The organism is Streptomyces collinus Tu 365 (assembly GCF_000444875.1).
GTDB classification, from domain to species: domain Bacteria; phylum Actinomycetota; class Actinomycetes; order Streptomycetales; family Streptomycetaceae; genus Streptomyces; species Streptomyces collinus_A.
The window spans coordinates 4,306,785-4,327,206 of the sequence record NC_021985.1; the positions used below are offsets into that span (position 1 = coordinate 4,306,785).

Here is a 20,422-nt window from a genome sequence, read left to right on the forward strand (position 1 = left end):
GTGGCCGGCGGCCGCCTGGGCGTCTCGGCGGCGACGGCGGACGGCCGCGGTGCAGGTCATCAGGCCGCCCAGGACCAGGGCGAGGCCGGCCGCCAACGATGGCTCGAGTGGTGAAGGCAGGGCGCGCGCTGCAGAAAGCGCACGCCCCTCATCATCCGCCCCGGCACACCGGCGTCCGGCCGCCTCGACCGCGGCCGGCGTCGGTGTCCGCTGCCTACTTGGTGTCGACGTAGTCGCCGGGGGCCTTGGCGGAAGCCGTCGTGGCGGTGCCGGCGAAGGCGTAGCGCCAGTAGCCGTCGGCGGAGGCGGTGACGGTGCTCCGCAGGGTGCCGGTGCTGCTCGTGGTGACGTTCCTGACCGTGGTGTAGGTGTTGGTGCCCGCCTTGCGGAACTGCAGCTTCACCGACTGGCCGGCGTACCCGTGGTACGCGTTGTCGTCCCAGTTCGCACGGCTGAGCTTGCCCGTCACGGTCAGGCTCGCGCCCTTGCGGACCGGTTCGGGCGAGGCGTCGGCCGTGAGCTTGGCGTACCGCTTGACGTAGAACTTGGCCGGCCAGTTCTCCGAGACGGCGTCGTGGTCCTTGGAACTGATGTCCACGAACGCCTGCCAGGCCCCCGCCTGCGCGTTCTCCAGCCCGTAGTAGCCCGGGTCCATGACGTAGCTCATCGAGCAGGTGGCGGTGGTGGCGTTGGCGGCCTTGCAGCCCAGGTTGGCGTGGTAACCGAAACCGGTGGCGGTCGCCGTGCTCCAGATGTCGGAGTAGGCCGCGTTGATCCCGGAGCTGTCCGTCGCGGTGATCGCCAGGACGAAGGTCTTCTTCTCGGTGGTGCCGACCACGACGGACTTGCCGCCGTTGAACGACACCTTGGTGATCTTCAGATCACCGTTACCGGTCGCAGCCTCGGCGGCCGGACCGGTCAGAGCCGAGAACGCCACCACACCCGGAAGCAGAACACCGACAGCGAGTCTGCGCATGAAACCCCCCACAGGGCACGACCACCGCCCTGATCCATGGCGGTGGAGTTGAACAGGTGTGCGGAGTGTAGAGACACGCGGACGGGCCGATTCCGGTGGGGGCGTTCAGGCGGGGACGGCCCGCATGCGGAAGGGGTGCCCCCGTTGACGGGGGCACCCCTTCGGCATGCACTGTCTTCCAGCTGTGCGGTGGGTGTGGGATTTGAACCCACGGTGACATCGCTGCCACGACGGTTTTCAAGACCGTTCCCTTAGGCCGCTCGGGCAACCCACCTGCGCCGCCGCCCTGCTGGGGCGGAGCGGGGTACAGCGTACCGGGATCCTCCGGCCGCCGGGGGCGGTGGTCCGCCCCCGGGCCGTGGCCGCACGGGGAAGTGCCCCCGCGTCCGGGGGCACCTACGCGCGCGTGCCGGTCAGCTGTCGCCCACCCGGGAGCCGAGGGTGAGGTCCACCGTGTGCTCGTCGCCGCCCCGCTTGTAGGTGACCGTCACCTTGTCGCCGGGCTTGTGGGTCCAGATCTCGCCGATCAGCGTCGGGCCGCTGTCGATCACGTGGTCGTCGAGCTTGGTGATGACGTCACCGGGCTTGAGGCCGGCCTTGTCGGCGGGGCCGCCCGACTCGACCGCGGCGGAGCCGCCCGTGCCCTGGTCGGTGATCTTCGCGCCGCCCGTGGAGTCCTCCAGGGAGACGGACGCGCCGATCTTGGCGTACACCGGCTTGCCGGTCTTGATCAGCTGCTGGGCGACGTACTTGGCCTGGTTGATCGGGATCGCGAAGCCGAGGCCGATCGAGCCGGACTGGCCGGAGCCGAGGCCGCCGCTGCTGGAGGACTGGATCGCCGAGTTGATGCCGATCACCGCGCCGGAGGCGTCCAGCAGCGGGCCGCCCGAGTTGCCGGGGTTGATCGACGCGTCGGTCTGCAGGGCGCTCATGTAGGAGGCCTTGCTGGAGGCGCTGCCGTCGCTGGAGGCCACCGGGCGGTTCTTGGCGCTGATGATGCCCGTGGTGACCGTGTTCGACAGACCGAAGGGGGCGCCGATGGCGATGGTCTCGTCGCCGACGGCCACCCTGTCGGAGTTGCCGAGGGCGAGCGGCTGGAGATCGGAGGGGGCGTTCTTCAGCTTGATGACGGCGACGTCGTAGCCCTGCGCGTGGCCGACGATCTCCGCGTCGTACTTCTTGCCGTCCGGGAAGGTGGCCGTCAGCTTGCCGCCGTCCACCGCGTCGGCCACCACGTGGTTGTTGGTGACGATGTGGCCCTGCTTGTCGAAGACGAACCCGGTGCCGGTGCCGCCCTCGCCGCTGGTGCTCTCCGCCTCGATGGTGACCGTGCTGGGCAGCGCCCTGGCGGCCACGTTGGCGATGGTGCCGGGGGCGCGCTTGACCTGCGAGGCGCTGCTGTCCGAGGCGGACACGGTGGTCGAGCCGCTGGTGTCGTTGTCCTTGGCCAGGGTGTAGCCCAGACCGCCGCCGAGGCCGCCGGCGACCAGCGCGGCCACCAGGACGGCGGCGACGAGGCCACCGCGTCCGCTGCGCGGCTTCGGGGCGGGCTGCTGGTACGACGATCCCCAGCCGCCGGCACCCGCGCCGCCCGCGCCGTCGCCGTAGGACGGCGTGGCCGGGGGCGGGGGCGGCCAGGAGCCCTCGGGTCCGGGGCCGCCGTAGCTGGTGGGCGTCGGGGCCGGGACCGCCGTAGGCTGCTGCTGGGCGTCGAGGCCGGGACCGGCCGCGTGCGGCTGCCCAGGACCGGCGGCGGCGTGCGCCGCGGGCGCCGTGACCTGCTCAGGAGCGCCGGGGGTGCCCGGAGGCACCGGCGGCAGCTGTGCGGTCGGCGTGCCCGCGTCGGGCGCGGAGCCCTGCGGCGAAGCAGCGGGAGATGCCACCGGCACAGGAGGTGCGGACGGGGCCGGGGGTACCGCGTTGCCCTCGTTCTCGGTGCTCACAGCTCTTCTCCTCGATCCACGGCTGTTGTATGCAGTCAGCTTTTCCCACGGGCCGTCAGAGCACCATAAGCGGTGGCTGTGGGTCCAGGGGCACCCTTTACATAGGACATTTTCTGCAAGAGTTACATAAACCGGCAGAGCGGATGCCTCCGTTCGCCGCACGGACCCCACCGGCCGCCCCGTGTACCCCGCGTCGGTGGCACCATGACGCGGTGACCCACGCACCACAGCACGCGATCCAGGTCGTCGCCCACCGGGGCGCCTCCGAGGACGCGCCCGAGCACACCCTGGCCGCCTACAAGAAGGCGATCGAGGACGGGGCGGACGCCCTGGAGTGCGATGTCCGGCTGACCGCCGACGGCCACCTGGTCTGTGTCCACGACCGGCGGGTGAACCGCACCTCCAACGGCCGCGGCGCCGTCTCCGCCCTGGAGCTGGCCGATCTCGCGGCCCTGGACTTCGGCTCCTGGAAGACCCGGGACGCCTGGCGCGGGCGGGACGAGGAGCCCGACTGGGAGCACCTCCCCGAGGACCCGGCGGAGACCGCGGTGCTCACCCTGGAGCGGCTGCTGGAGCTGGTCGCGGACTCCGGGCGGCGGGTGGAGCTGGCCATCGAGACCAAGCACCCCACGCGCTGGGCCGGGCAGGTGGAGGAGCGGCTGCTGCACCTGCTCAAACGGTTCGGTCTGGACGCGCCCCGCTCGGCCGCCGACTCACCGGTGCGGATCATGAGCTTCTCGGCCCGCTCGCTGCACCGCGTGCGCGCCGGGGCGCCGACGCTGCCGACGGTCTACCTGATGCAGTTCGTCTCGCCCCGGCTGCGCGACGGGCGGCTGCCCGCGGGCGTGCGCATCGCGGGGCCCTCCATGCGCATCGTGCGCAGCCACCCCGCCTATGTGGAGCGGCTGAAACGCGCGGGCCACCAGGTCCACGTGTGGACCGTGAACGAGCCCGGCGACGTCGACCTCTGCGTCGAGCTGGGCGTGGACGCGATCATCACCAACCGCCCCGGCGCGGTGCTGGAGCGGCTGGGCCGCTGAGGTCGTCGCCCTGAGGCCGCCCGCCGCCGGGGCCTTCGGCATCCGATTGCCGGACACGGTCCGGCAAAGGCGGGGCAAGAAGCGGTGCACACCCCTTGACCCCCGCAGGCCGCTCCAGCATCCTCCGTTCTCGGCCACACCAAAGAAATTCAGCCACCCAAGGACAGACTCGTCACCGGGAGTGCTCCGGCGCATCCGCTGCGTGTTCGCGCGTTCCGGATGCGTCACCGGAAGAGGATTGGCCGGTTTCCGGTACAGGCCAATGGGGCATCCACACCGTGGCGTGGGGCGAAGGAGGTCTCGGGGGTGGCGTTGGTGGTGGCACAGGAGGTGCCGACGTCGTCGAGCATGGCCGTACCCCACGGTCCTGCGGGCGTGGGCAAGGCGAGGCACCGGATGCGGGCGCACCTGCGCACCGGCGGTGTGTCGGAGACGGTCATCGACGACGCCGTACTGATCCTCTCCGAGCTCTTGAGCAATGCCTGCAAGCACGGCCGGCCGCTGGGCGACGCCCCGGCGGGTGACGGCGACGTGCGCGCGGCGTGGCGGGTGGACCCGCGCGGGCGGCTGATCGTGGAGGTCACCGACGGCGGTGGCCCGACCCGGCCGGCTCCGGCGACCCCGTCGGTCACCGCGCACGGCGGCCGCGGGCTCAACATCATCACGGCGCTCTCCGACGACTGGGGCGTGCGCGACGACATCCGGGGCGAGGTGACGGTCTGGGTGGTCGTCAACGACGACGTCCACGACCCGGACGCCGGGGCCCGGCACGGCGGTTTCGCTACGCGCGTCACCGCGCCGGCGGTCGCGGCCATGGCCGAGCTGGACTTCACGGACGTCTTCGACGAACTGGACTGAGAACCCGGCCGAGGCCCGGCCGGTCCGCCGGGGCCGCCCCGTCCGTCCGGCCCGGCCCCCGCTGCCGTCGGCTCGCCCAGGTGTCCGTTGTCCACAGGTTCGCGTCCGCCCTGTCCCGAACGGCTAGGCTCCCGCCGTACCAGACGAGCCGTAACCGGGAGACCCCACGATGGCCAAGAAGCGACCCCAGACGAAGGCCGAGCGGCCGCAGCTCAGCGACGCAGACATCCCGGTCGTCGGCGCCCGTGAGCCCTGCCCCTGCGGCAGCGGCCGGCGCTACAAGGCCTGTCACGGCCGGGCCGCGGCCCACGCCACCACCGAGCTGGTGCACCGCCCGTTCGAGGGCCTGCCGGGCGAGTGCGACTGGGTCGCGCTGCGCGAACTGGTCCCCGCCGCCACGGTGGAACTGACCCTCACTGAGGGCCTGCCCGAGGGCGTCCCGTCGGTCATGCTGGCCACCGTGCTTCCGATGGCCTGGCCCGCGCTGCGCCGCGACGACGGCTCGGTCCTGCTCGGTCTGCAGAACGACACGCCCTCCGGCGACATCAGCCGCGACCTCGCCGACACCCTCCAGCGGGCCCTGGCGGCCGACCCCGGCACCCCGGTCGAGGGCCGGCGCGCCCCGGCCGACGGCCCGCGGCTGCAGGACCTGCTCGCCCCGGAAGGCGCGTTCGAGCCAGTTGTGCACGACGGCTTCGAGTTCTGGGTGCCGGACGCGGAGAACGCCACCCCGGAGGTGACCGCCTCCCTGGAGCGGGCCAACGCCGCCGCCATCCCGACCGTGAAGCTGTCCGGCGTGGACGCCGCGTACTGGTGCGAGACCCCGGACAAGAACCACCTGCGCTGGGTCATGCCGCACGCGGAGGAGCAGCTTCTGGACGCTCTGGCCCGGCTGCACGCCGCGGGCCGGTCCAGCCTCGGCGAGGGCACCCGCCTGGTGGGCTCCTTCCGTGCTCACGGCCTCACCGTGCCGGTCTGGGACCTGCCGAGCGGGGTCTCGGCGGACGACGTGGAGAAGCCGGCCGCCGAGTTCGCCGAGCGGCTCGCCGCCGCCCTGTCCGCCACCGAACCGCTCACCTCCGAGGAGCGCCGGGCGCGCGGCGGGCTCACGAGCCGCCAGGTCACGCTGAGCTGAGGCACCCACGGGACGCGGACCGCGGCTGACCGACCGGTCAGCCGCTAGGGGCGTACGGAAACAGGTGACTCCTGTCACAACTCCCCGTCGCGACAGGGAAATCGGTGTCCGAATAGCCGAGATCGAATTTGCGAACCGCCGATCTCTTGTTACCGTTCCAGTAGCCCGGTTGCTGGTGCATCCCCCGTCGCCAGCAACCGGGCCTTTCCATGCCCGGAGCCGGTGTACAGCACCCCTTTGGCCGTCAACTCCCGTCCGAGGCAACCGAGTTGCTCGCGGAACGCAGCAGCAGCGGCCCGTCGGCCCGTGATCCGGAGAACTCGGTGACCGCGGTGTAGCCGTCCAGCGCTCCCCGGGTGCGGTCCCGGGGTGTCTCACAGGTGGCGGGCTCGTCGTCGGCGCCCGCCGCGCAGTGCGTCTGCACGGTCCGGCCGTCCGGGCCCAGCAGGCTCAGCACGGAGTCCACGGCCTCGCCGGTCACGTTGCGGTAGTAGGTGCGCGCCCAGGTGTCCCCGCCCTGCGTCAGCACACAGGTCTGCGCCTCGATCCCGTCGGGGGAGGAGAGCTCGGGTCCGCACCGGGCGGCGGTGGCCAGGCCGAGCCCGAGAAGCAGCGGGGAGTGCGTCGGGGCGGGCGCCGACGGCCCGGCCGCGACGCGGGGGCGCGGCGGCGTGACGGCCCGTCCGTTCTTCGCCGCGGGCCGGCCGGCCTCGCCCACCTGACCCGCGGACGCCACGGCCAGCGGCAGCGCGGCCGCGGCCGTCACGACGCCCGCGAGGGCGAGCAGACGGAGCCTTCGGGGGTCCGGACCGCCGCGGTGCGACGGCCGGCCGCCGGGTCCCCCTGAGATGCGCAGCATGTAGCGGAAGATAACGACCCCGGGCGGCAGCCGGGCGCGCCCGCGCCCGACACCCCTACAACTCGGGCGCGCTCACACCCGTACGAGTGAGGGCGTCGACCACGGCGTCCACCACGGCCTCCACGCCGGGCACCCAGGGTGAGGCGGAGCCGGGCAGCGGGGCGCGCTCCCACCGGACGGCGCCCTGACCGGTCTCGGACGGGGGCAGCGCGAGGTAACCGCCCTCCCCGTGGAAGCGCAGGGAGCCGGGCACGAAGTCCTTGGCGTAGAGCAGTTCGCCGAGCTGCTCCATGGAGTAGGGCTGGACGAGCAGCGCCCAGCGGGTCGGCGAGGCGACCACGGGGCCGAGGCGCATACCGCGCTTGTCGAGCAGCGCGAGCGCGCGGGCCGCCGCGAGCGCCGGCAGGCTGACCGCGCAGGGCGCCTTGCCGCCGGTGGCCATGACGATCGGCGCGCCCGGCCGGTTGGTCCACCACCAGCGCACCATGCGCGGATCGGTGGTGGCCGCGAGCAGGCCGGGGTCGAAGGGGTGGGCGCCGGGGACCGTGCACTCCGGGTCGGGGCAGCCGCAGCGGGCCCGTCCCTGCGGGTCCGGGGCCACACCCGGGAGTACGGGCCACTGCCATTCGGCCGCGAAGGTCAGGGCCGCGCCGAGCAGCTCAGGCCTCCCGCCGTTCCGCCTGGACAGGAGCCTGCGTCGCCTTCCGAGGATCTCGCGCATGAGCGCTCGTTCCTTTCCGTTGCACCGCTGGCAACACCGAGGACCACATCACAACATGTGTCGATCACTTCACTGTGCGTACCTGTTGGCGCATCACACCCCTGCGCATGACAGGGGGAACCCCAGGGGGTCGAGCGTTGACCGCTTCCTTAGTGCGTCCATCGAGAGCACGGGTGCGGCGTAGGGGTGGCGAAGCCTGGCGTTTTGCGGTCGCGCGTGTTTCTCTTCGCCTCCGCCACGGGAGGATGGGGCTCGGTCGTCGGTGGTTATGACGCCCGGGTCCGTCGCCAGGTTCCGGGTGGTCCCCAACCACCCCTGGCCTTCTCCGAGTACGTACCCATCACGACCGATGTGACGCTCCGTGGAGCAGGGCCAGTCGACCGCAATGAACCGATACCTGAGGCAGTTTCAAGCCAACTTGGCAGTAAGGCAAGGGTTTCGGGGGAAACCCACTTCAGACCCATGGACACCAGGAATCCCCGCAGGACAATGCTGGACATCCCCTCACGAGTGCGTGTACATGTGGTTACACCGCCGGCGGCGCAGAATGACATGGGGGTTTGCGATGCTTCTGAGCAATACGCACCGGTCTGAAGGCCGGACGCCATGAACGCCCCGCACCCTCCGAAAGTGGCCGGAATCGATTCAACGGTTCCCACGCCCGCCCACACTGCCGCGCCCACACCTTCCGCCCCCGGCTCAGGTCCCTCCCCCGACGCGGCGCTGCCCGTCCCCAACGCCCCGGTCCCCGGCGGCCCGCCGCCCGGCGCCCTGCTCCAGGACCGGCTGGCCGGCTGGGTCTCCGACCTCACCACCCTGCACGAGCTGACCGAGCGTCTGGCCCGCACCGACGCGCTGGAGCCGGCCCTGCACGAACTGCTGCACGCCGGATCCGCCCTCGTCGGCGCCCGCCGCGGCCTGGTCGTCCTGGAGCCCGCCGACGGGCTCGCCCCCCGCACCACCCTCGGTCTCGGTCTCGGCCGCGCCGACCTCGGCCACATCGAGACCGTGCCGCGCGGCGCCCTGCCCTACGGCAGCCTGCTGGAGGCCGGCGCCGACACCGAGGTCGTGCACGCCGACCTGCTCGCCGAGGACGGCCTTGACCCCCGCCACCGCGAGGTGGCCGCCCGCCTCGGCTACGCCGCCAGTTATGCGCTCCCGCTGGCCGCCGAGTCGGCGGGCCGCCTCGGCGCCGCCGTCTGGCTTTACGACGAGCCGGCCGAGCCGGACGGGCGCCGCCGCCACCTGGTCGGCCTCTACGTGCGGCACGCGGCCGAGCACCTGGCCCGACTCGTGGAGGTGGAGCGCACGCGCGCGTGCATGGCCACCATCGCCGAGGAACTGCTCCCCTCCCGGCTGCCCCGGGTGGCCGGCGTCCAGCTCGCCGCCCGGCACCGCACCGGACCGCGCGGCGGCGGCGACTGGTACGACGCGCTGCCGCTGCCGGACGCCGCCCTCGGCCTCTCCGTCGGCTCGGTCACCGGCTCCGGGCCCAGCGCGGTGGCCGCCATGGGCCGGCTGCGCGCCTCCCTGCGGGCCTACGCCGTGATGGAGGGCGAGGACCCGGTCGCCGTCCTGTCCGATCTGGAGCTGCTGCTGCGGCTGACCGAGCCCGCCCGCTCGGCCACCGCCCTCTTCGCCTACTGCGAACCGGCCCTGCGCAAGATCACCCTGGCCGGCGCCGGGCACAGCCCGCCCCTGCTGATCGGCGAGCGCCGCACCGAGTTCGCCGAGACGTCCGTCTCCGCGCCGCTCGGGATGCTCGCCTGCTGGGAGGCGCCCAGCGTGGAGATCCAGGCCGAGGCCGGGGAGACGGTCCTGCTCTACACCGACGGGCTGCTGCACCGCACCGGCGACCCCACGGACCGTGCCTTCGCCCGGCTGCGCGCGGCGGCCGCGAGCGTCCCACGCGCGCTGCGCCGCGACCCCGGGGCCGTCGCCGACCACGTGCTGCGCACGGTCCTGCCGGACGGCCCGGACGCCGCGGCGGCTCCCGGCGGGGCGGGGGACGGCGGCGAGGAGGACGTGGTCCTGCTCGCGGCACGCTTCGACTGAGGGGTTCCGCCGCGGGACTCCGCCGCCGGATCCCGGGCCGTCCGCGCCCGCCGGTCGGCATGGCCAGGCATAACAGGTCTTCCGGCCCCGGACCGCTCCCGGTGCGACCGTACGATGATGGAGGTCCCCGCTCGGCCACAAGCATGAGCGTCGCGGGCCCGGGGGGAGATCACATGCGTACCGAGGAGGATCACGTGTCCGACGAGCTCAACCCGGCTGTACCCGATTCCGCCACCGCGGAGGGCCCCGAGACCGAGTCCGAGGAGACCGTCAAGCAGCGGAAGAACGGCCTGTACCCGGGCGTCTCCGACGAGCTTGCCGAGAACATGAAGTCGGGCTGGGCCGACACGGAGCTGCGTGACCTGAAGCCGATCGCGCAGGCCGCCGAGACCGCGCGCCGCCGCGCCGCGCTCTCCGCGCGCTTCCCGGGCGAGCGCCTGGTGATCCCCGCGGGCAACCTGAAGACCCGCTCCAACGACACGGAGTACGCCTTCCGCGCCTCGGTCGAGTACGCCTACCTCACCGGCAACCAGACCGAGGACGGCGTCCTGGTCCTGGAGCCCACCGCCGAGGGCCACCGGGAGACGATCTACCTGCTGCCGCGCTCCGACCGCGAGAACGGCGAGTTCTGGCTGTCCGGCCAGGGCGAGCTGTGGGTCGGCCGCCGCCACTCCCTCACCGAGTCCGAGGCGCTGTACGGCATCCCGGCCGCCGACGTGCGCGAGCTGGCCGACCGGCTGCGTGAGGCCACCGGACCGGTGCGGGTCGTGCGCGGCCACGACGCCGGCGTCGAGGCGGCCCTGACCGACAAGGTCACCGCCGAGCGCGACGAGGAGCTGCGCGTCTTCCTCTCCGAGGCCCGCCTGCTGAAGGACGAGTTCGAGATCGGCGAGCTGCAGAAGGCCGTCGACTCCACCGTCCGCGGCTTCGAGGACGTCGTGAAGGTCCTCGACAAGGCCGAGGCGACCAGCGAGCGCTACATCGAGGGCACCTTCTTCCTCCGCGCGCGCGTGGAGGGCAACGACGTCGGCTACGGCTCCATCTGCGCCGCCGGCCCGCACGCCTGCACCCTGCACTGGGTGCGCAACGACGGCCCGGTCCGCTCCGGCGACCTGCTCCTGCTGGACGCGGGCGTGGAGACGCACACGCTGTACACGGCGGACGTCACCCGCACGCTGCCGGTCAACGGCACGTACAGCGAGCTCCAGAAGAAGATCTACGACGCCGTGTACGACGCCCAGGAGGCCGGCATCGCGGCCGTGAAGCCCGGCGCCAAGTACCGCGACTTCCACGACGCCGCCCAGCGGGTGCTCACCGAGCGGCTCGTCGAGTGGGGCCTGGTCGAGGGCCCGGTCGAGCGCGTCCTGGAGCTCGGCCTGCAGCGCCGCTGGACCCTGCACGGCACCGGCCACATGCTCGGCATGGACGTCCACGACTGCGCGGCCGCCCGCGTGGAGACGTACGTCGACGGCACGCTGGAGGCCGGCATGGTGCTCACCGTCGAGCCCGGCCTGTACTTCCAGGCCGACGACCTGACCGTGCCCGAGGAGTACCGGGGCATCGGCGTGCGCATCGAGGACGACATCCTCGTCACGGAGGACGGCAACCGGAACCTCTCGGCGGGCCTGCCGCGCCGCTCCGACGAGGTCGAGGCGTGGATGGCGGCCCTGAAGGGCTGACCGGTCCGCGCGGACCGAGACGGCCGGCACGGCCAACCGGTCTGATAAGACACTGAATGGCCGGGCACCCGGGTGGTGCCCGGCCATCGGCGTGTTCCGTGCGCGCCGGCTTTCACGTGCCTGGGGGAGGGGTCCCGTGGACGACTTCTGGTCCGGTGTCGGGGTGGATCTGCATCTCGAACCCGACGCGGCGGACGGCCGCCGCGTCGGTCTGGAACGGGCGCTCAGGGACGCCGTGCGGGACGGACGGCTCGCGCCCGGCACCCGGCTGCCGGCCACCCGGCGGCTCGCGACGGAGCTGGGCATCTCGCGCGGCACCGCGAAGGCCGCGTACGACCAGCTCGTCGCCGAGGGCTACCTGACGGCCCGGCAGGGCTCGGGCACCCAGGTCGCCGAACTGCCCGCCGTGGAGGCGCCGGAGCCGGGGGCGCCGGCACACGCGCGTGCCCCGCGTCTCGACCTGCGTCCCGGCAGCCCCGACGTCGGCGCGTTCCCGGCCGCGGCCTGGCTGCGCGCGCTGCGCCGCGCCATCGCGACAGCACCCTCCCTGGCGTACGACTACGGCGACCCGCGCGGCCGGATCGAACTGCGCACCGCGCTCTCCGGCTATCTGGGGCGGGCGCGCGGGGTGCTCGCGCCGCCGGAGCGGATCGTGATCACCTCCGGGTACGTCCAGGGACTCGCCCTCCTCACCCGCGTGCTGGACGGCGCCACGGTCGCCATGGAGGACCCGGGGCTGCCGTTCCACCGGGAGGTGGTGCGGCGCAACGGCGGCACCGTCACGCCGGTGCGGGTGGACGAGCGCGGGGTGCGGCCGGCGGAACTGGGCGACGCGGCCGCCGTGGTGGTCACCCCGGCCCACCAGTACCCGACCGGGGTGACGCTGCACCCCGAGCGGCGCCGCGCGCTCACGGACTGGGCACGCGCGCGGGGCGGGCTCATCGTCGAGGACGACTACGACGGCGAGTTCCGCTACGACCGCCAGCCGGTGGGCGCGTTGCAGGGCATGGCCCCGGGCCACGTCGTCTACCTGGGCACCGCGTCCAAGACGCTCGGCCCGGCGCTGCGACTCGGCTGGATGGTGCTGCCGCCGCGGCTGGCCGACGCGGTCGCCGACGCCAAGCTGCACAGCGACCACCACACCGAGACCATCGGCCAGCTCGCGCTCACCGAGCTCATCGGCAGCCACGCCTACGACCGGCACGTGCGCGCGTGCCGGCTGCGCTACCGGCGCCGCCGGGACCAGCTCCTCGACCGGCTGGGGCCCCGGCGGGAGGTGCGGGGCATCGCGGCCGGACTGCACGCGCTGATCGACGTCCCCGACGAGGAGGAGGCCCTGGCCCGCGCCGAGGCCGCGGGGCTCGCCGTCGGCCGTCTGGGCACCCACTGGCACACCCCCGGCGGGGGCCGGCCGCAGGGGCTGGTCGTCGGATACGGCACCCCCCGGGAGCGGGCGTATCCGGAGGCGCTGGAGGCGCTGGCCAAGGTCCTCGGCGCCTGAGCGGGCGCGGGCCTCAGGGCGTGGGCGGGCCGTCGTGCAGCACGCGCTGGAAGAGCCGGCAGTCCCGCCACTCGCCGTTGACGTGCAGGTACTTGGGAGCGAGCCCGATCGGTTCGAACCCGCATTTGCCGAGCACCCGCTGGGACGCGGTGTTCTCGGTCAGCGTGGACGCCTCGATCCGGTGCAGCCCCAGGGTGTCCCGGGCGATCCGGCAGACCTGCGCCACCGCCGCGCCGGCCAGTCCCCTGTTCTGCCGGTCGGCCGCGACCCAGTACCCGAGGTGGGAGCTGCAGAACGGGCCCCGGGAGATCCCGGACAGGGTGACCGCCCCGACGATCCGGCCGTCCGGCGCCTCGAACACCCACGGCATCACCGCGCCTTCGGCGCACTGCCCCAGCAGCCCCTCGATGCGCTCCGCCTGGCCCTCGGCGGTGAAGAAGGACTCCGGTCTGACCGGTTCCCACGGTTCCAGATGCGCACGGTTCTCCGTGTACGCGGAGGCGAGTGCGAGGGCGTCGGCCGCGGCGAGCGGACGCAGCACCACGCCACCGGCCAGTTCCCTGTTCTCCATGGCTTCGACAAGCATGCGCGCACCCTAGCCGCGCGGTGTCCCCGCGGCGTCCTTCATGCCGTGAGCAGGGAAGGATCTTTCCTCCACTTGAGGATCTTGTCGAAGCTCACCACCGTCCCGCTCCGCCCCGGGCGGGCGCCGATGTGCACGTGGTCGGCGAGTTCCCGGATCAGGCACAGCCCCCGGCCGTGCTCGGCGTCCGGGCGGGCCGGCCGTACGTCCTGGGCGCGGACCGCTCCGGGCCCCGAGTCGGTCACCTCGATCCGGCACCTCTCACCGTCGAGGTAGGCGGTCACCCGGTAGGCCTCCGAGCAGCCGCGGGCGGCGTCCCCGCCGTGCTCCACCGCGTTGGCGCAGGCCTCGCTGAGGGCGACGGACAGGTCGTAGGAGACGTCCGGGTCGACGCCCGCCGTCTCCATCGTGCCGATCAGCAGCCGCCGGGCGAGCGGCACGCTCGCGGCCTCGCGACGCAGTTGGAGAGACCACCAGATGCTCATGCTCCAGCCTCCAGGCCGCGGCTCGACATACCGTTACGTATTGCCGCCCGTGCACGTCCGTAAGCACTCCGTGGACGTGACTGTGCCCATAAGGCCGACGCGCCGCGGGAGGAATCGGTGTATGAGGGACGACTCCCGGCGGCAGGCGATCTTCCGGTCCGGCGGCCGTCCCGCGGAGGGTGATCTTCCGCTCCTGGTGGCCGTCCCGCGGTGGCGTGAACCGGTGACCTGCCGCCGGTCCCGGGCGCGGCCGGTGCGATGATGGGGCCGCCATGACTGCCCCCCACCCGCGCACGGCGCGTCCCGGAGCCGGGCTCCGGATCCTGCGGGCCGCGGTGTTCGCCGCGGTCTGTGTCGTGCTGGCCGCGGCCGGGCACACCATGGCCTCCTGCGCGAGCGTCCCGCTGTGGACGCTCGGCGCGGGATTCGCGGGCTCGATGCTGCTCGTGGCACCGCTGGCCGGACGCGCCCGCTCGCTGCCCGGCATCGCCGTGCTCCTCGCGCTCGGGCAGTTGGTGCTGCACACGCTGTTCGGGCTCGGGCAGCACTCGGCGGCCGGCGCGATGACGACGAGCCCGCCGGACGCGTCCCTGAACGACACCGCCCTCGTCGAGCGGGCCGCCCGGCTCGTGTGCGGGTCCGGCCCCTCGGTGCTGACCCCCGGGCACGCCTACCGGCTGCTGCTCGACGCCCACCTCATCGCCCCCTCCGGCCGGGCCGTCGGCGCCATGCCGGCCATGTCCCACATGAACGGCGCGACCGGCATGGACGGCGCGGCCGGTGCCGCGGGCTCCTGGACGGCGCTGCTGCCCTCCCTGCCGATGCTGCTCGGCCACGTCCTCGCGGCCGTCGTCGCCGGCTGGCTGCTGCGCCGGGGCGACCTGGCTCTGCTGCGGCTGATCGAGCTGTCGGCGCACGGGGTCGCGGAGGCCGCGCTCGTGCGTTCCCTGCGCGGTGCGCTCGCCCTGGTCCGCGCCCTGTGCGCCGGACTGCTGCCCACGACCGGGCCCGGCCCGCGCGTGCCTCGCACCGCCCTGGACGAGGCGCCCGCCCCGCACACCACCGCGCTCCAGCACACGGTGATCCGGCGCGGCCCGCCCGCCGCCGCGTTCCTGCTCGCCGCCTGACACGACGCGACCACACTCCACCGGAACCGGAGACGGAAGACCGGACGGGAGGGGCCGCCGTCGTGCGGCACGCGCGCGTGCGCCCGGCCGACCGGTACGGCCGGCAGACCGGCCACGCCCGCGCGTCATCCTCTCCGGATTCCCACCGGACCTCGCACCGGCCGTCCCCCACCGGGACCCGCGCCGGACTCACTCAGAGTGGAGTGCTCCCTGTCATGAGGGCTTCTCGTATCGCCGCCGCCACCGCCGTCGCGGGCACCGCCGTGCTCGCCCTGTCGGGCCCCGCCTTCGCGCACGTCACCGTGCAGCCCGAGGGCACGGCCGCCAAGGGCGGCTACGCGGTCGTCGACTTCAAGGTCCCCAACGAGCGCGACGACGCCTCGACCACCAAGGTCGAGGTCAACTTCCCGGCGGACCACCCCATCGCGTCCGTGATGCCGCAGCCGCTGCCGGGCTGGAAGATCGACGTCACCCGGTCCAAGCTCGCCAAGCCGCTGACCATGCACGGCAAGAAGATCGACGAGGCCGTCACCAAGGTCACCTGGACCGCCGACGGCAAGGGCGTCGAGCCCGGCTACTTCCAGAAGTTCCCGCTCTCCGTCGGCACCCTGCCCGAGGACACCGACCAGCTCGTGTTCAAGGCGATCCAGACGTACTCGAACAAGGAGGTCGTGCGCTGGATCGAGGTGGCCCAGGACGGCCACGAGGAGCCCGAGAACCCGGCCCCGGTGCTGGAGCTGTCCGCCGCCACCGGTGACCACCACGGCGCCTCCACCGCCGACGACGCCTCCGACAGGAGCGACGGCAAGACGGGCGCCGAGACCGAGGCGGCCGCCGCCGGCACCGAGACGCAGGGCGGCAGCGACACCACCGCGCGCGTGCTCGGCGTGATCGGCATCGTCATCGGGATCGCGGGCGTCGGCTACGGCGTCCTCGCGGGCCGCCGCCGGACCGCCTGACCACCGTTCCGCACGCGCGCCCGGGGTCGTGCGACGCTGTCGTACGACCCCGGTGCGCGCCGGAGTTCTGACATCTGGGACATTTTTCTATGCGCAAGAAGACGTTCGCCGCGGCGGCGCTGCTCGCCGCCGCCACCCTGACCCTCTCCGCCTGCGGCAGCGGCGGCGACGGCAAGTCGCCCGTCGCCGTGGTCTCCGAGGAGTCCGGCTCGGGGAAGGCCGCCACCGTCCTCGACCAGCCGTTCACGAAGCCCGCTCTGGTCCTCACCGACACCCACGGCAAGAAGTTCGACCTGCGGGCCGAGACCAAGGGCCACCCCACCCTGCTCTACTTCGGCTACACGCACTGCCCGGACATCTGCCCGACGACGATGAGCAACATCGCCGTCGCCGAGAAGGCCCTGCCCAAGGCCCAGCGGGACAAGCTCAGGGTGGTCTTCGTCACCACCGACCCCGGCCGGGACACCCCCGCCGGACTCGGCAAGTGGCTCAAGGGCATCGACCCCGGGTTCATCGGCCTGACCGGCGACTTCTCCACCATCCAGGCCGGCGCCCGGGCCGTGGGGATCTCCGTCGAGCCGACCACCAAGGACAAGAACGGCAAGCTCGTCTCGGTGCACGGCACCCAGGTCATCGCCTTCTCCCCGAAGACCGACGGCGGCTACGTCCTCTACGGCGAGGACGCCACGGTGGACGACTACACCAAGGACCTGCCCAAGCTCGTCGAGGGAGCGAAGCCGTGAGGCGTGCGCTCCTGCCCGCGGCCGCGCTCGCCGGCGCCCTGGCCCTCGCGGGCTGCGGTTCCGGCACCGACTCCGGGTCCGGCTCCTCGAAGGCCGAGCTGTCCGTGAGCGGGCCGTACATGCCCCAGCCGGTCTCCGCCGACATGGCCGCCGGCTTCCTGACGATCAGCAACGAGGGCGGCGTCAAGGACGAGCTGACCTCGGTGACCAGCGACGTCGCCGGGCACGTCACCATGCACAGCACCGTCGGCGGGGCCATGAAGGAGAAGAGCGCCTTCGCCATACCCGCCCATGGTCAACTCGTGTTCAAAAGCGGTGGCAACCATCTGATGTTCGAGAAGCTGAAGCGCAAGCCGGAACAGGGCCAGAAGGTCACCCTGCGCCTCACCTTCGCGAAGTCCGGTGCCCTCACCGTCGAGATGCCGGTGAAGTCCGCCACGTACAACCCGTCGACCGGCCACTGAGGGAGGGACCACCTTGACGCGGACCATCGCCCCCCGCCTGCGCACCCTGGTGCTGCTGCTTCTCACCGTCACCGGCGCGCTGCTCGCGGGCGCCGCACCGGCCTCCGCGCACGCCGCGCTGACCGGCAGCGACCCCGCACAGGGGGTGGTGGTCGACAAGGCACCCACCCAGGTGTCGCTCACCTTCTCCGAGAAGGTGGCGATGAACGACGACTCGCTCCAGGTCCTCGACCCCAAGGGGAAGGACGTCGCGGTCGGCGCGCCGGTGAACCCGGGCGGCACGACGTACGCCGTGAAGCTCAAGGGCAACCTGCCCAAGGGCACCTACACGGTCGCCTACCAGGTCGTCTCCGAGGACAGCCACCCCGTCTCCGGCGCCTACACCTTCTCCATCGGGGCCCCCTCGCAGACCGTGGTCTCCGGCGTCGGAACGGCGGCGGGCGGCGGTGTCGTCGGCGGGCTTTACGCGGCCGGACGGTACGTGTCGTACGCCGGGTTCATCGTGCTGGCCGGCGGCGCCGCCTTCGTGCTGGCCTGCTGGCAGCGCGGCTCGGGGGTACGGGCCGTGCAGCGGCTCGTCGTCGGCGGCTGGCTCGCGCTCACCGCGGCCACCCTGTGGCTGCTGCTCCTGCGCGGCTCCTACACCTCCTCCGGGAAGTTCGGCGACGTCTTCGACCTGAACCTGCTCGGCCAGGTGCTGCAGACCAAGACCGGCGCGGCGCTGGTCTCCCGGCTGCTGCTGCTCGCCGCCGCCGCGCTGTTCATCGCCGTCCTGTTCGGCGCCTACAACCGGCGCGAGGAGCCCGCGGAGAAGCGGGACCTGACCTTCGGGCTCGCGGTCGGCGGAGTGGTCGTGGCCGCCGGGCTCGCGGCGAGCTGGGCCATGGCCGAGCACGCCTCCACCGGGCTCCAGCCGGGTATCGCCATGCCCGTCGACGTGCTCCACCTGCTGGCCGTCGCCGCCTGGCTCGGCGGCCTCGCCGCCCTGCTGGTCGCCCTGTACCGGGCCCCCGCGGAGACCCCGGTCGGCTCCGCCGCCGTGCACCGCTTCTCCCGGGTCGCCTTCGGCTCCGTCGTCGTCCTCGTCGCCACCGGCACCTACCAGTCCTGGCGCCAGCTCGGCTCCTGGTCGGCGTTCACCGAGACCCGGTACGGACAGCTGCTGCTGGTCAAGATCGCGCTCGTGGCCCTGCTGGTGGGCATCGCGTGGATCTCGCGGCGCTGGACCGGGCGGCTGCTGGAGACGGCCGGCGCCAGGACCGCCGAGAAGGCGCAACGCGAGAAGGAGCGTGAGAAGGAGCAGGTCGGCTCCGCGGCCGGCAAGCCGTCCGGGCGCAAGACCGCCTCCGGTGCCGACGCGCGGGCCGCCCAGCTCGCCCGGCAGCGGGCCGCCGTGGACGCGGCCCGGCAGAAGCGGCTGCGCGACGCCGATCCGAACCGCTTCGGCCTGCGCCGCTCGGTGCTCGCCGAGGCGGGCGTCGCGGTCGTGCTGCTCGCGGTCACCACCTGGCTGACCCAGACCGAGCCCGGCCGCACCGAGCTGGACGCCAAGGCGTCCACCTCGTCGACGAGCCCGTCCTCGTCGTCCTCCCCGGCGGACTCCTCCGGTGCGCTGACCCTGGACATGCCCTTCGACACCGGCGGCACCGACGGCAAGGGCCTCGTCCGGATCGACCTCGACCCCGCCCGTGTCGGCGGCAACGAGATGCACGTCTACGTCCAGCGGCCCAACGGGCGCGCCTTCGACGTCCCCGAGGTGAAGGTCGCCTTCACCCTGGAGGCGAAGAAACTCGGCCCGCTCCCGGTGACCCCCGACCACATCACCACCGGCCACTGGTCGGCCAGCGGGGTGCAGATCCCCATGGCCGGCGACTGGAAGATCGCCGTGACCGTGCGGACCTCCGACATCGACCAGGTGACCGTCTCCAAGAACGCGCAGATCGGCTGATCCACCCATGCCCGACCAGTCCCTCCCCGAGGCCCGTACGCCCGCCGCCCCCGCGGCGCCCGCGGCGCCGGAACCCGCCGACGCCCCCGGCCGGGGTGTCTCCCGGCGCGCCCTGCTCGGCACGGCCGGTGCCACCGGACTCGTGCTCGGCGCGGCCGGCGGCGCCGTGGGCTACACGGCGGCGCCCGCCCAGGCCACTCCGCTCACCTCGGTGGGGTCCGGTCGGGCGATGTTTCACGGGAAACATCAGCCCGGCATCACCGAGGGGCTGCAGGCCCGCGGCCACCTGGTCGCGTTCGACCTGACGCCCGGCGCGGGCCGCAGGGAGGCGGCGGCCCTGCTGCGCCGCTGGTCGGGCACGGCCGAGCGGCTGATGGCCGGCGAGACGACCGGGCACGACGACACCGGCGTCGCCCGGGACGCGGGCCCGTCCTCGCTGACCGTCACCTTCGGCTTCGGACACAGCTTCTTCGGCCGGACCGGCCTGGAGAAGCAGCGGCCCGGCGCCCTGGACCCGCTGCCCGACTTCTCCGGCGACCGGCTCGACAAGCGGCGCAGCGACGGGGACCTGTGGGTGCAGATCGGTGCCGACGACGCCCTGGTCGCCTTCCACGCGCTGCGCGCGATCCAGAAGGACGCCGGGAACGCGGCCCGGGTCCGCTGGCAGATGAACGGCTTCAACCGCACCCCGGGGGCGACGGCCCACCCGATGACCGCCCGCAACCTCATGGGCCAGGTCGACGGCACCCGCAACCCCAAGCCCTCCGACGCCGACTTCGACCGGCGGATCTTCGTGCCCCCCTCGGGCGAGCCCGCCTGGATGGCGAACGGCTCCTACGCCGTCGTACGCCGGATCCGCATGCTCCTCGACGACTGGGAGAAGCTGTCGCGGCCGGACCAGGAGGCGGTGATCGGGCGCCGCAAGGCCGACGGGGCGCCCCTGTCCGGGGGCGGTGAGACGACCCCGATGGACCTGGAGAAGGCCGACGCCAAGGGCGAGTACGTCGTGCCGCTCAACGCGCACGCCCGGATCACCCGGCCCGACCGGAACGGCGGCGCGGCCATGCTGCGGCGCCCGTTCTCCTACCACGACGGGATCGACGCGGACGGCACACCGGACGCCGGGCTGCTCTTCGTCTGCTGGCAGGCGGACCCGCTGCGCGGCTTCGTGCCGGTGCAGCGCAAGCTGGACCGCGGGGACGCCCTGTCGACGTACATCCGTCACGAGGCGAGCGGTCTGTTCGCGGTACCCGGCGGGGCGGCCGACGGGGAGTACGTGGGCCAGCGGCTGCTGGAGGAGTGAACAGGGGGTTCAAACCACCCGGTCGAGTGGCTTCCCTGAGACA

General features: G+C 73.3%; 18 protein-coding genes and 1 tRNA gene. 12 read left to right on the plus strand and 7 right to left on the minus strand.

Annotated features, from left to right (window positions below):
• Window positions 1-214 precede the first annotated feature (214 nt).
• From B446_RS18775 to B446_RS18785, 3 genes are all read right to left on the minus strand, one after another.
• A complete protein-coding gene (locus B446_RS18775) occupies window positions 215-976 on the minus strand; it encodes a hypothetical protein (protein WP_020941018.1) in 762 nt (253 codons plus the stop codon).
• 187 nt (window positions 977-1,163) lie between these two features.
• Window positions 1,164-1,250 (minus strand) — tRNA-Ser (locus B446_RS18780).
• 139 nt (window positions 1,251-1,389) lie between these two features.
• Window positions 1,390-2,919, minus strand: coding sequence for a S1C family serine protease (locus tag B446_RS18785; RefSeq protein WP_020941019.1), 1,530 nt, complete (start codon window positions 2,917-2,919; stop codon window positions 1,390-1,392).
• 212 nt (window positions 2,920-3,131) lie between these two features.
• Between B446_RS18785 and B446_RS18790 the strand changes: the two genes are divergently transcribed.
• From B446_RS18790 to B446_RS18800, 3 genes are all read left to right on the plus strand, one after another.
• Window positions 3,132-3,959: a glycerophosphodiester phosphodiesterase gene (locus B446_RS18790; protein ID WP_020941020.1), complete on the plus strand. Its 828-nt coding sequence runs from the start codon at window positions 3,132-3,134 to the stop codon at window positions 3,957-3,959.
• A 219-nt stretch (window positions 3,960-4,178) separates the two neighbouring features.
• A complete protein-coding gene (locus B446_RS18795) occupies window positions 4,179-4,817 on the plus strand; it encodes an ATP-binding protein (protein ID WP_043475965.1) in 639 nt (212 codons plus the stop codon).
• A gap of 169 nt (window positions 4,818-4,986) precedes the next feature.
• Window positions 4,987-5,952 carry a DUF5926 family protein gene (locus B446_RS18800; protein WP_020941022.1) on the plus strand — a complete coding sequence of 322 codons (966 nt, stop codon included), beginning with the start codon at window positions 4,987-4,989 and terminating at the stop codon, window positions 5,950-5,952.
• Window positions 5,953-6,196: 244 nt separating this feature from the next.
• On the opposite strand, the gene B446_RS18805 is transcribed toward B446_RS18800, so the two are convergent.
• Together B446_RS18805 and B446_RS18810 are read right to left on the minus strand one after the other, a co-directional pair.
• The gene (locus B446_RS18805; protein WP_020941023.1) at window positions 6,197-6,811 is read right to left on the minus strand and encodes a hypothetical protein; all 615 of its coding nucleotides are present in this window, start codon (window positions 6,809-6,811) and stop codon (window positions 6,197-6,199) included.
• A gap of 55 nt (window positions 6,812-6,866) precedes the next feature.
• Entirely contained in the window at window positions 6,867-7,532 is a 666-nt protein-coding gene (locus B446_RS18810; RefSeq protein ID WP_020941024.1) for a bifunctional DNA primase/polymerase, read from the minus strand.
• A 606-nt stretch (window positions 7,533-8,138) separates the two neighbouring features.
• On the opposite strand from B446_RS18810, the gene B446_RS18815 reads away from it, so the two are divergent.
• The 3 genes from B446_RS18815 to B446_RS18825 all read left to right on the plus strand — a co-directional run bounded on the left by B446_RS18815 (window position 8,139) and on the right by B446_RS18825 (window position 12,767).
• Complete coding sequence (locus B446_RS18815) at window positions 8,139-9,587, plus strand: PP2C family protein-serine/threonine phosphatase (RefSeq protein WP_043475968.1); 1,449 nt, start codon at window positions 8,139-8,141, stop codon at window positions 9,585-9,587.
• 173 nt (window positions 9,588-9,760) lie between these two features.
• Window positions 9,761-11,266, plus strand: a complete 1,506-nt coding sequence (locus B446_RS18820) for an aminopeptidase P family protein (RefSeq protein ID WP_020941026.1) — start codon at window positions 9,761-9,763, stop codon at window positions 11,264-11,266.
• 136 nt (window positions 11,267-11,402) lie between these two features.
• On the plus strand, window positions 11,403-12,767 hold the full coding sequence (locus B446_RS18825; RefSeq protein WP_020941027.1) for a PLP-dependent aminotransferase family protein: 1,365 nt from the start codon (window positions 11,403-11,405) through the stop codon (window positions 12,765-12,767).
• 13 nt (window positions 12,768-12,780) lie between these two features.
• Here B446_RS18825 and B446_RS18830 read toward each other — a convergent pair whose 3' ends face one another.
• Together B446_RS18830 and B446_RS18835 are read right to left on the minus strand one after the other, a co-directional pair.
• Window positions 12,781-13,353 (minus strand): GNAT family N-acetyltransferase, encoded by a 573-nt coding sequence (locus B446_RS18830; protein ID WP_419184161.1) that lies wholly within the window; start codon window positions 13,351-13,353, stop codon window positions 12,781-12,783.
• Between the two features lie 38 nt (window positions 13,354-13,391).
• Window positions 13,392-13,835 (minus strand): ATP-binding protein, encoded by a 444-nt coding sequence (locus B446_RS18835; protein WP_020941029.1) that lies wholly within the window; start codon window positions 13,833-13,835, stop codon window positions 13,392-13,394.
• 272 nt (window positions 13,836-14,107) lie between these two features.
• On the opposite strand from B446_RS18835, the gene B446_RS18840 reads away from it, so the two are divergent.
• The 6 genes from B446_RS18840 to efeB all read left to right on the plus strand — a co-directional run bounded on the left by B446_RS18840 (window position 14,108) and on the right by efeB (window position 20,379).
• Window positions 14,108-14,962 (plus strand): hypothetical protein, encoded by an 855-nt coding sequence (locus B446_RS18840; RefSeq protein ID WP_020941030.1) that lies wholly within the window; start codon window positions 14,108-14,110, stop codon window positions 14,960-14,962.
• A gap of 215 nt (window positions 14,963-15,177) precedes the next feature.
• Window positions 15,178-15,921 (plus strand): YcnI family protein, encoded by a 744-nt coding sequence (locus tag B446_RS18845; RefSeq protein ID WP_020941031.1) that lies wholly within the window; start codon window positions 15,178-15,180, stop codon window positions 15,919-15,921.
• An 89-nt stretch (window positions 15,922-16,010) separates the two neighbouring features.
• A complete protein-coding gene (locus tag B446_RS18850; RefSeq protein ID WP_020941032.1) occupies window positions 16,011-16,664 on the plus strand; it encodes an SCO family protein in 654 nt (217 codons plus the stop codon).
• Window positions 16,661-17,128 (plus strand): copper chaperone PCu(A)C, encoded by a 468-nt coding sequence (locus B446_RS18855; RefSeq protein ID WP_020941033.1) that lies wholly within the window; start codon window positions 16,661-16,663, stop codon window positions 17,126-17,128. The genes B446_RS18850 and B446_RS18855 overlap by 4 nt, the downstream gene beginning before the upstream one ends.
• Window positions 17,129-17,141: 13 nt before the next feature.
• The gene (locus B446_RS18860; RefSeq protein ID WP_020941034.1) at window positions 17,142-19,076 is read left to right on the plus strand and encodes a copper resistance CopC/CopD family protein; all 1,935 of its coding nucleotides are present in this window, start codon (window positions 17,142-17,144) and stop codon (window positions 19,074-19,076) included.
• 7 nt (window positions 19,077-19,083) lie between these two features.
• Window positions 19,084-20,379 (plus strand): iron uptake transporter deferrochelatase/peroxidase subunit, encoded by a 1,296-nt coding sequence (gene efeB, locus B446_RS18865; RefSeq protein WP_020941035.1) that lies wholly within the window; start codon window positions 19,084-19,086, stop codon window positions 20,377-20,379.
• The last annotated feature ends 43 nt before the right edge of the window (window positions 20,380-20,422 follow it).

Excerpts from the sequence above, each read along its gene's own strand:
- B446_RS18775 (WP_020941018.1), bottom strand. The coding sequence starts at position 976 with ATGCGCAGACTCGCTGTCGGTGTTCTGCTTCCGGGTGTGGTGGCGTTC.
- B446_RS18795 (WP_043475965.1), top strand. The coding sequence starts at position 4,179 with ATGCGTCACCGGAAGAGGATTGGCCGGTTTCCGGTACAGGCCAATGGG.
- B446_RS18800 (WP_020941022.1), top strand. The coding sequence starts at position 4,987 with ATGGCCAAGAAGCGACCCCAGACGAAGGCCGAGCGGCCGCAGCTCAGC.
- B446_RS18805 (WP_020941023.1), bottom strand. The coding sequence starts at position 6,811 with ATGCTGCGCATCTCAGGGGGACCCGGCGGCCGGCCGTCGCACCGCGGC.
- B446_RS18810 (WP_020941024.1), bottom strand. The coding sequence starts at position 7,532 with ATGCGCGAGATCCTCGGAAGGCGACGCAGGCTCCTGTCCAGGCGGAAC.
- B446_RS18815 (WP_043475968.1), top strand. The coding sequence starts at position 8,139 with ATGAACGCCCCGCACCCTCCGAAAGTGGCCGGAATCGATTCAACGGTT.
- B446_RS18820 (WP_020941026.1), top strand. The coding sequence starts at position 9,761 with ATGCGTACCGAGGAGGATCACGTGTCCGACGAGCTCAACCCGGCTGTA.
- B446_RS18830 (WP_419184161.1), bottom strand. The coding sequence starts at position 13,353 with ATGCTTGTCGAAGCCATGGAGAACAGGGAACTGGCCGGTGGCGTGGTG.
- B446_RS18835 (WP_020941029.1), bottom strand. The coding sequence starts at position 13,835 with ATGAGCATCTGGTGGTCTCTCCAACTGCGTCGCGAGGCCGCGAGCGTG.
- B446_RS18840 (WP_020941030.1), top strand. The coding sequence starts at position 14,108 with ATGACTGCCCCCCACCCGCGCACGGCGCGTCCCGGAGCCGGGCTCCGG.
- B446_RS18845 (WP_020941031.1), top strand. The coding sequence starts at position 15,178 with ATGAGGGCTTCTCGTATCGCCGCCGCCACCGCCGTCGCGGGCACCGCC.
- B446_RS18850 (WP_020941032.1), top strand. The coding sequence starts at position 16,011 with ATGCGCAAGAAGACGTTCGCCGCGGCGGCGCTGCTCGCCGCCGCCACC.
- efeB (WP_020941035.1), top strand. The coding sequence starts at position 19,084 with ATGCCCGACCAGTCCCTCCCCGAGGCCCGTACGCCCGCCGCCCCCGCG.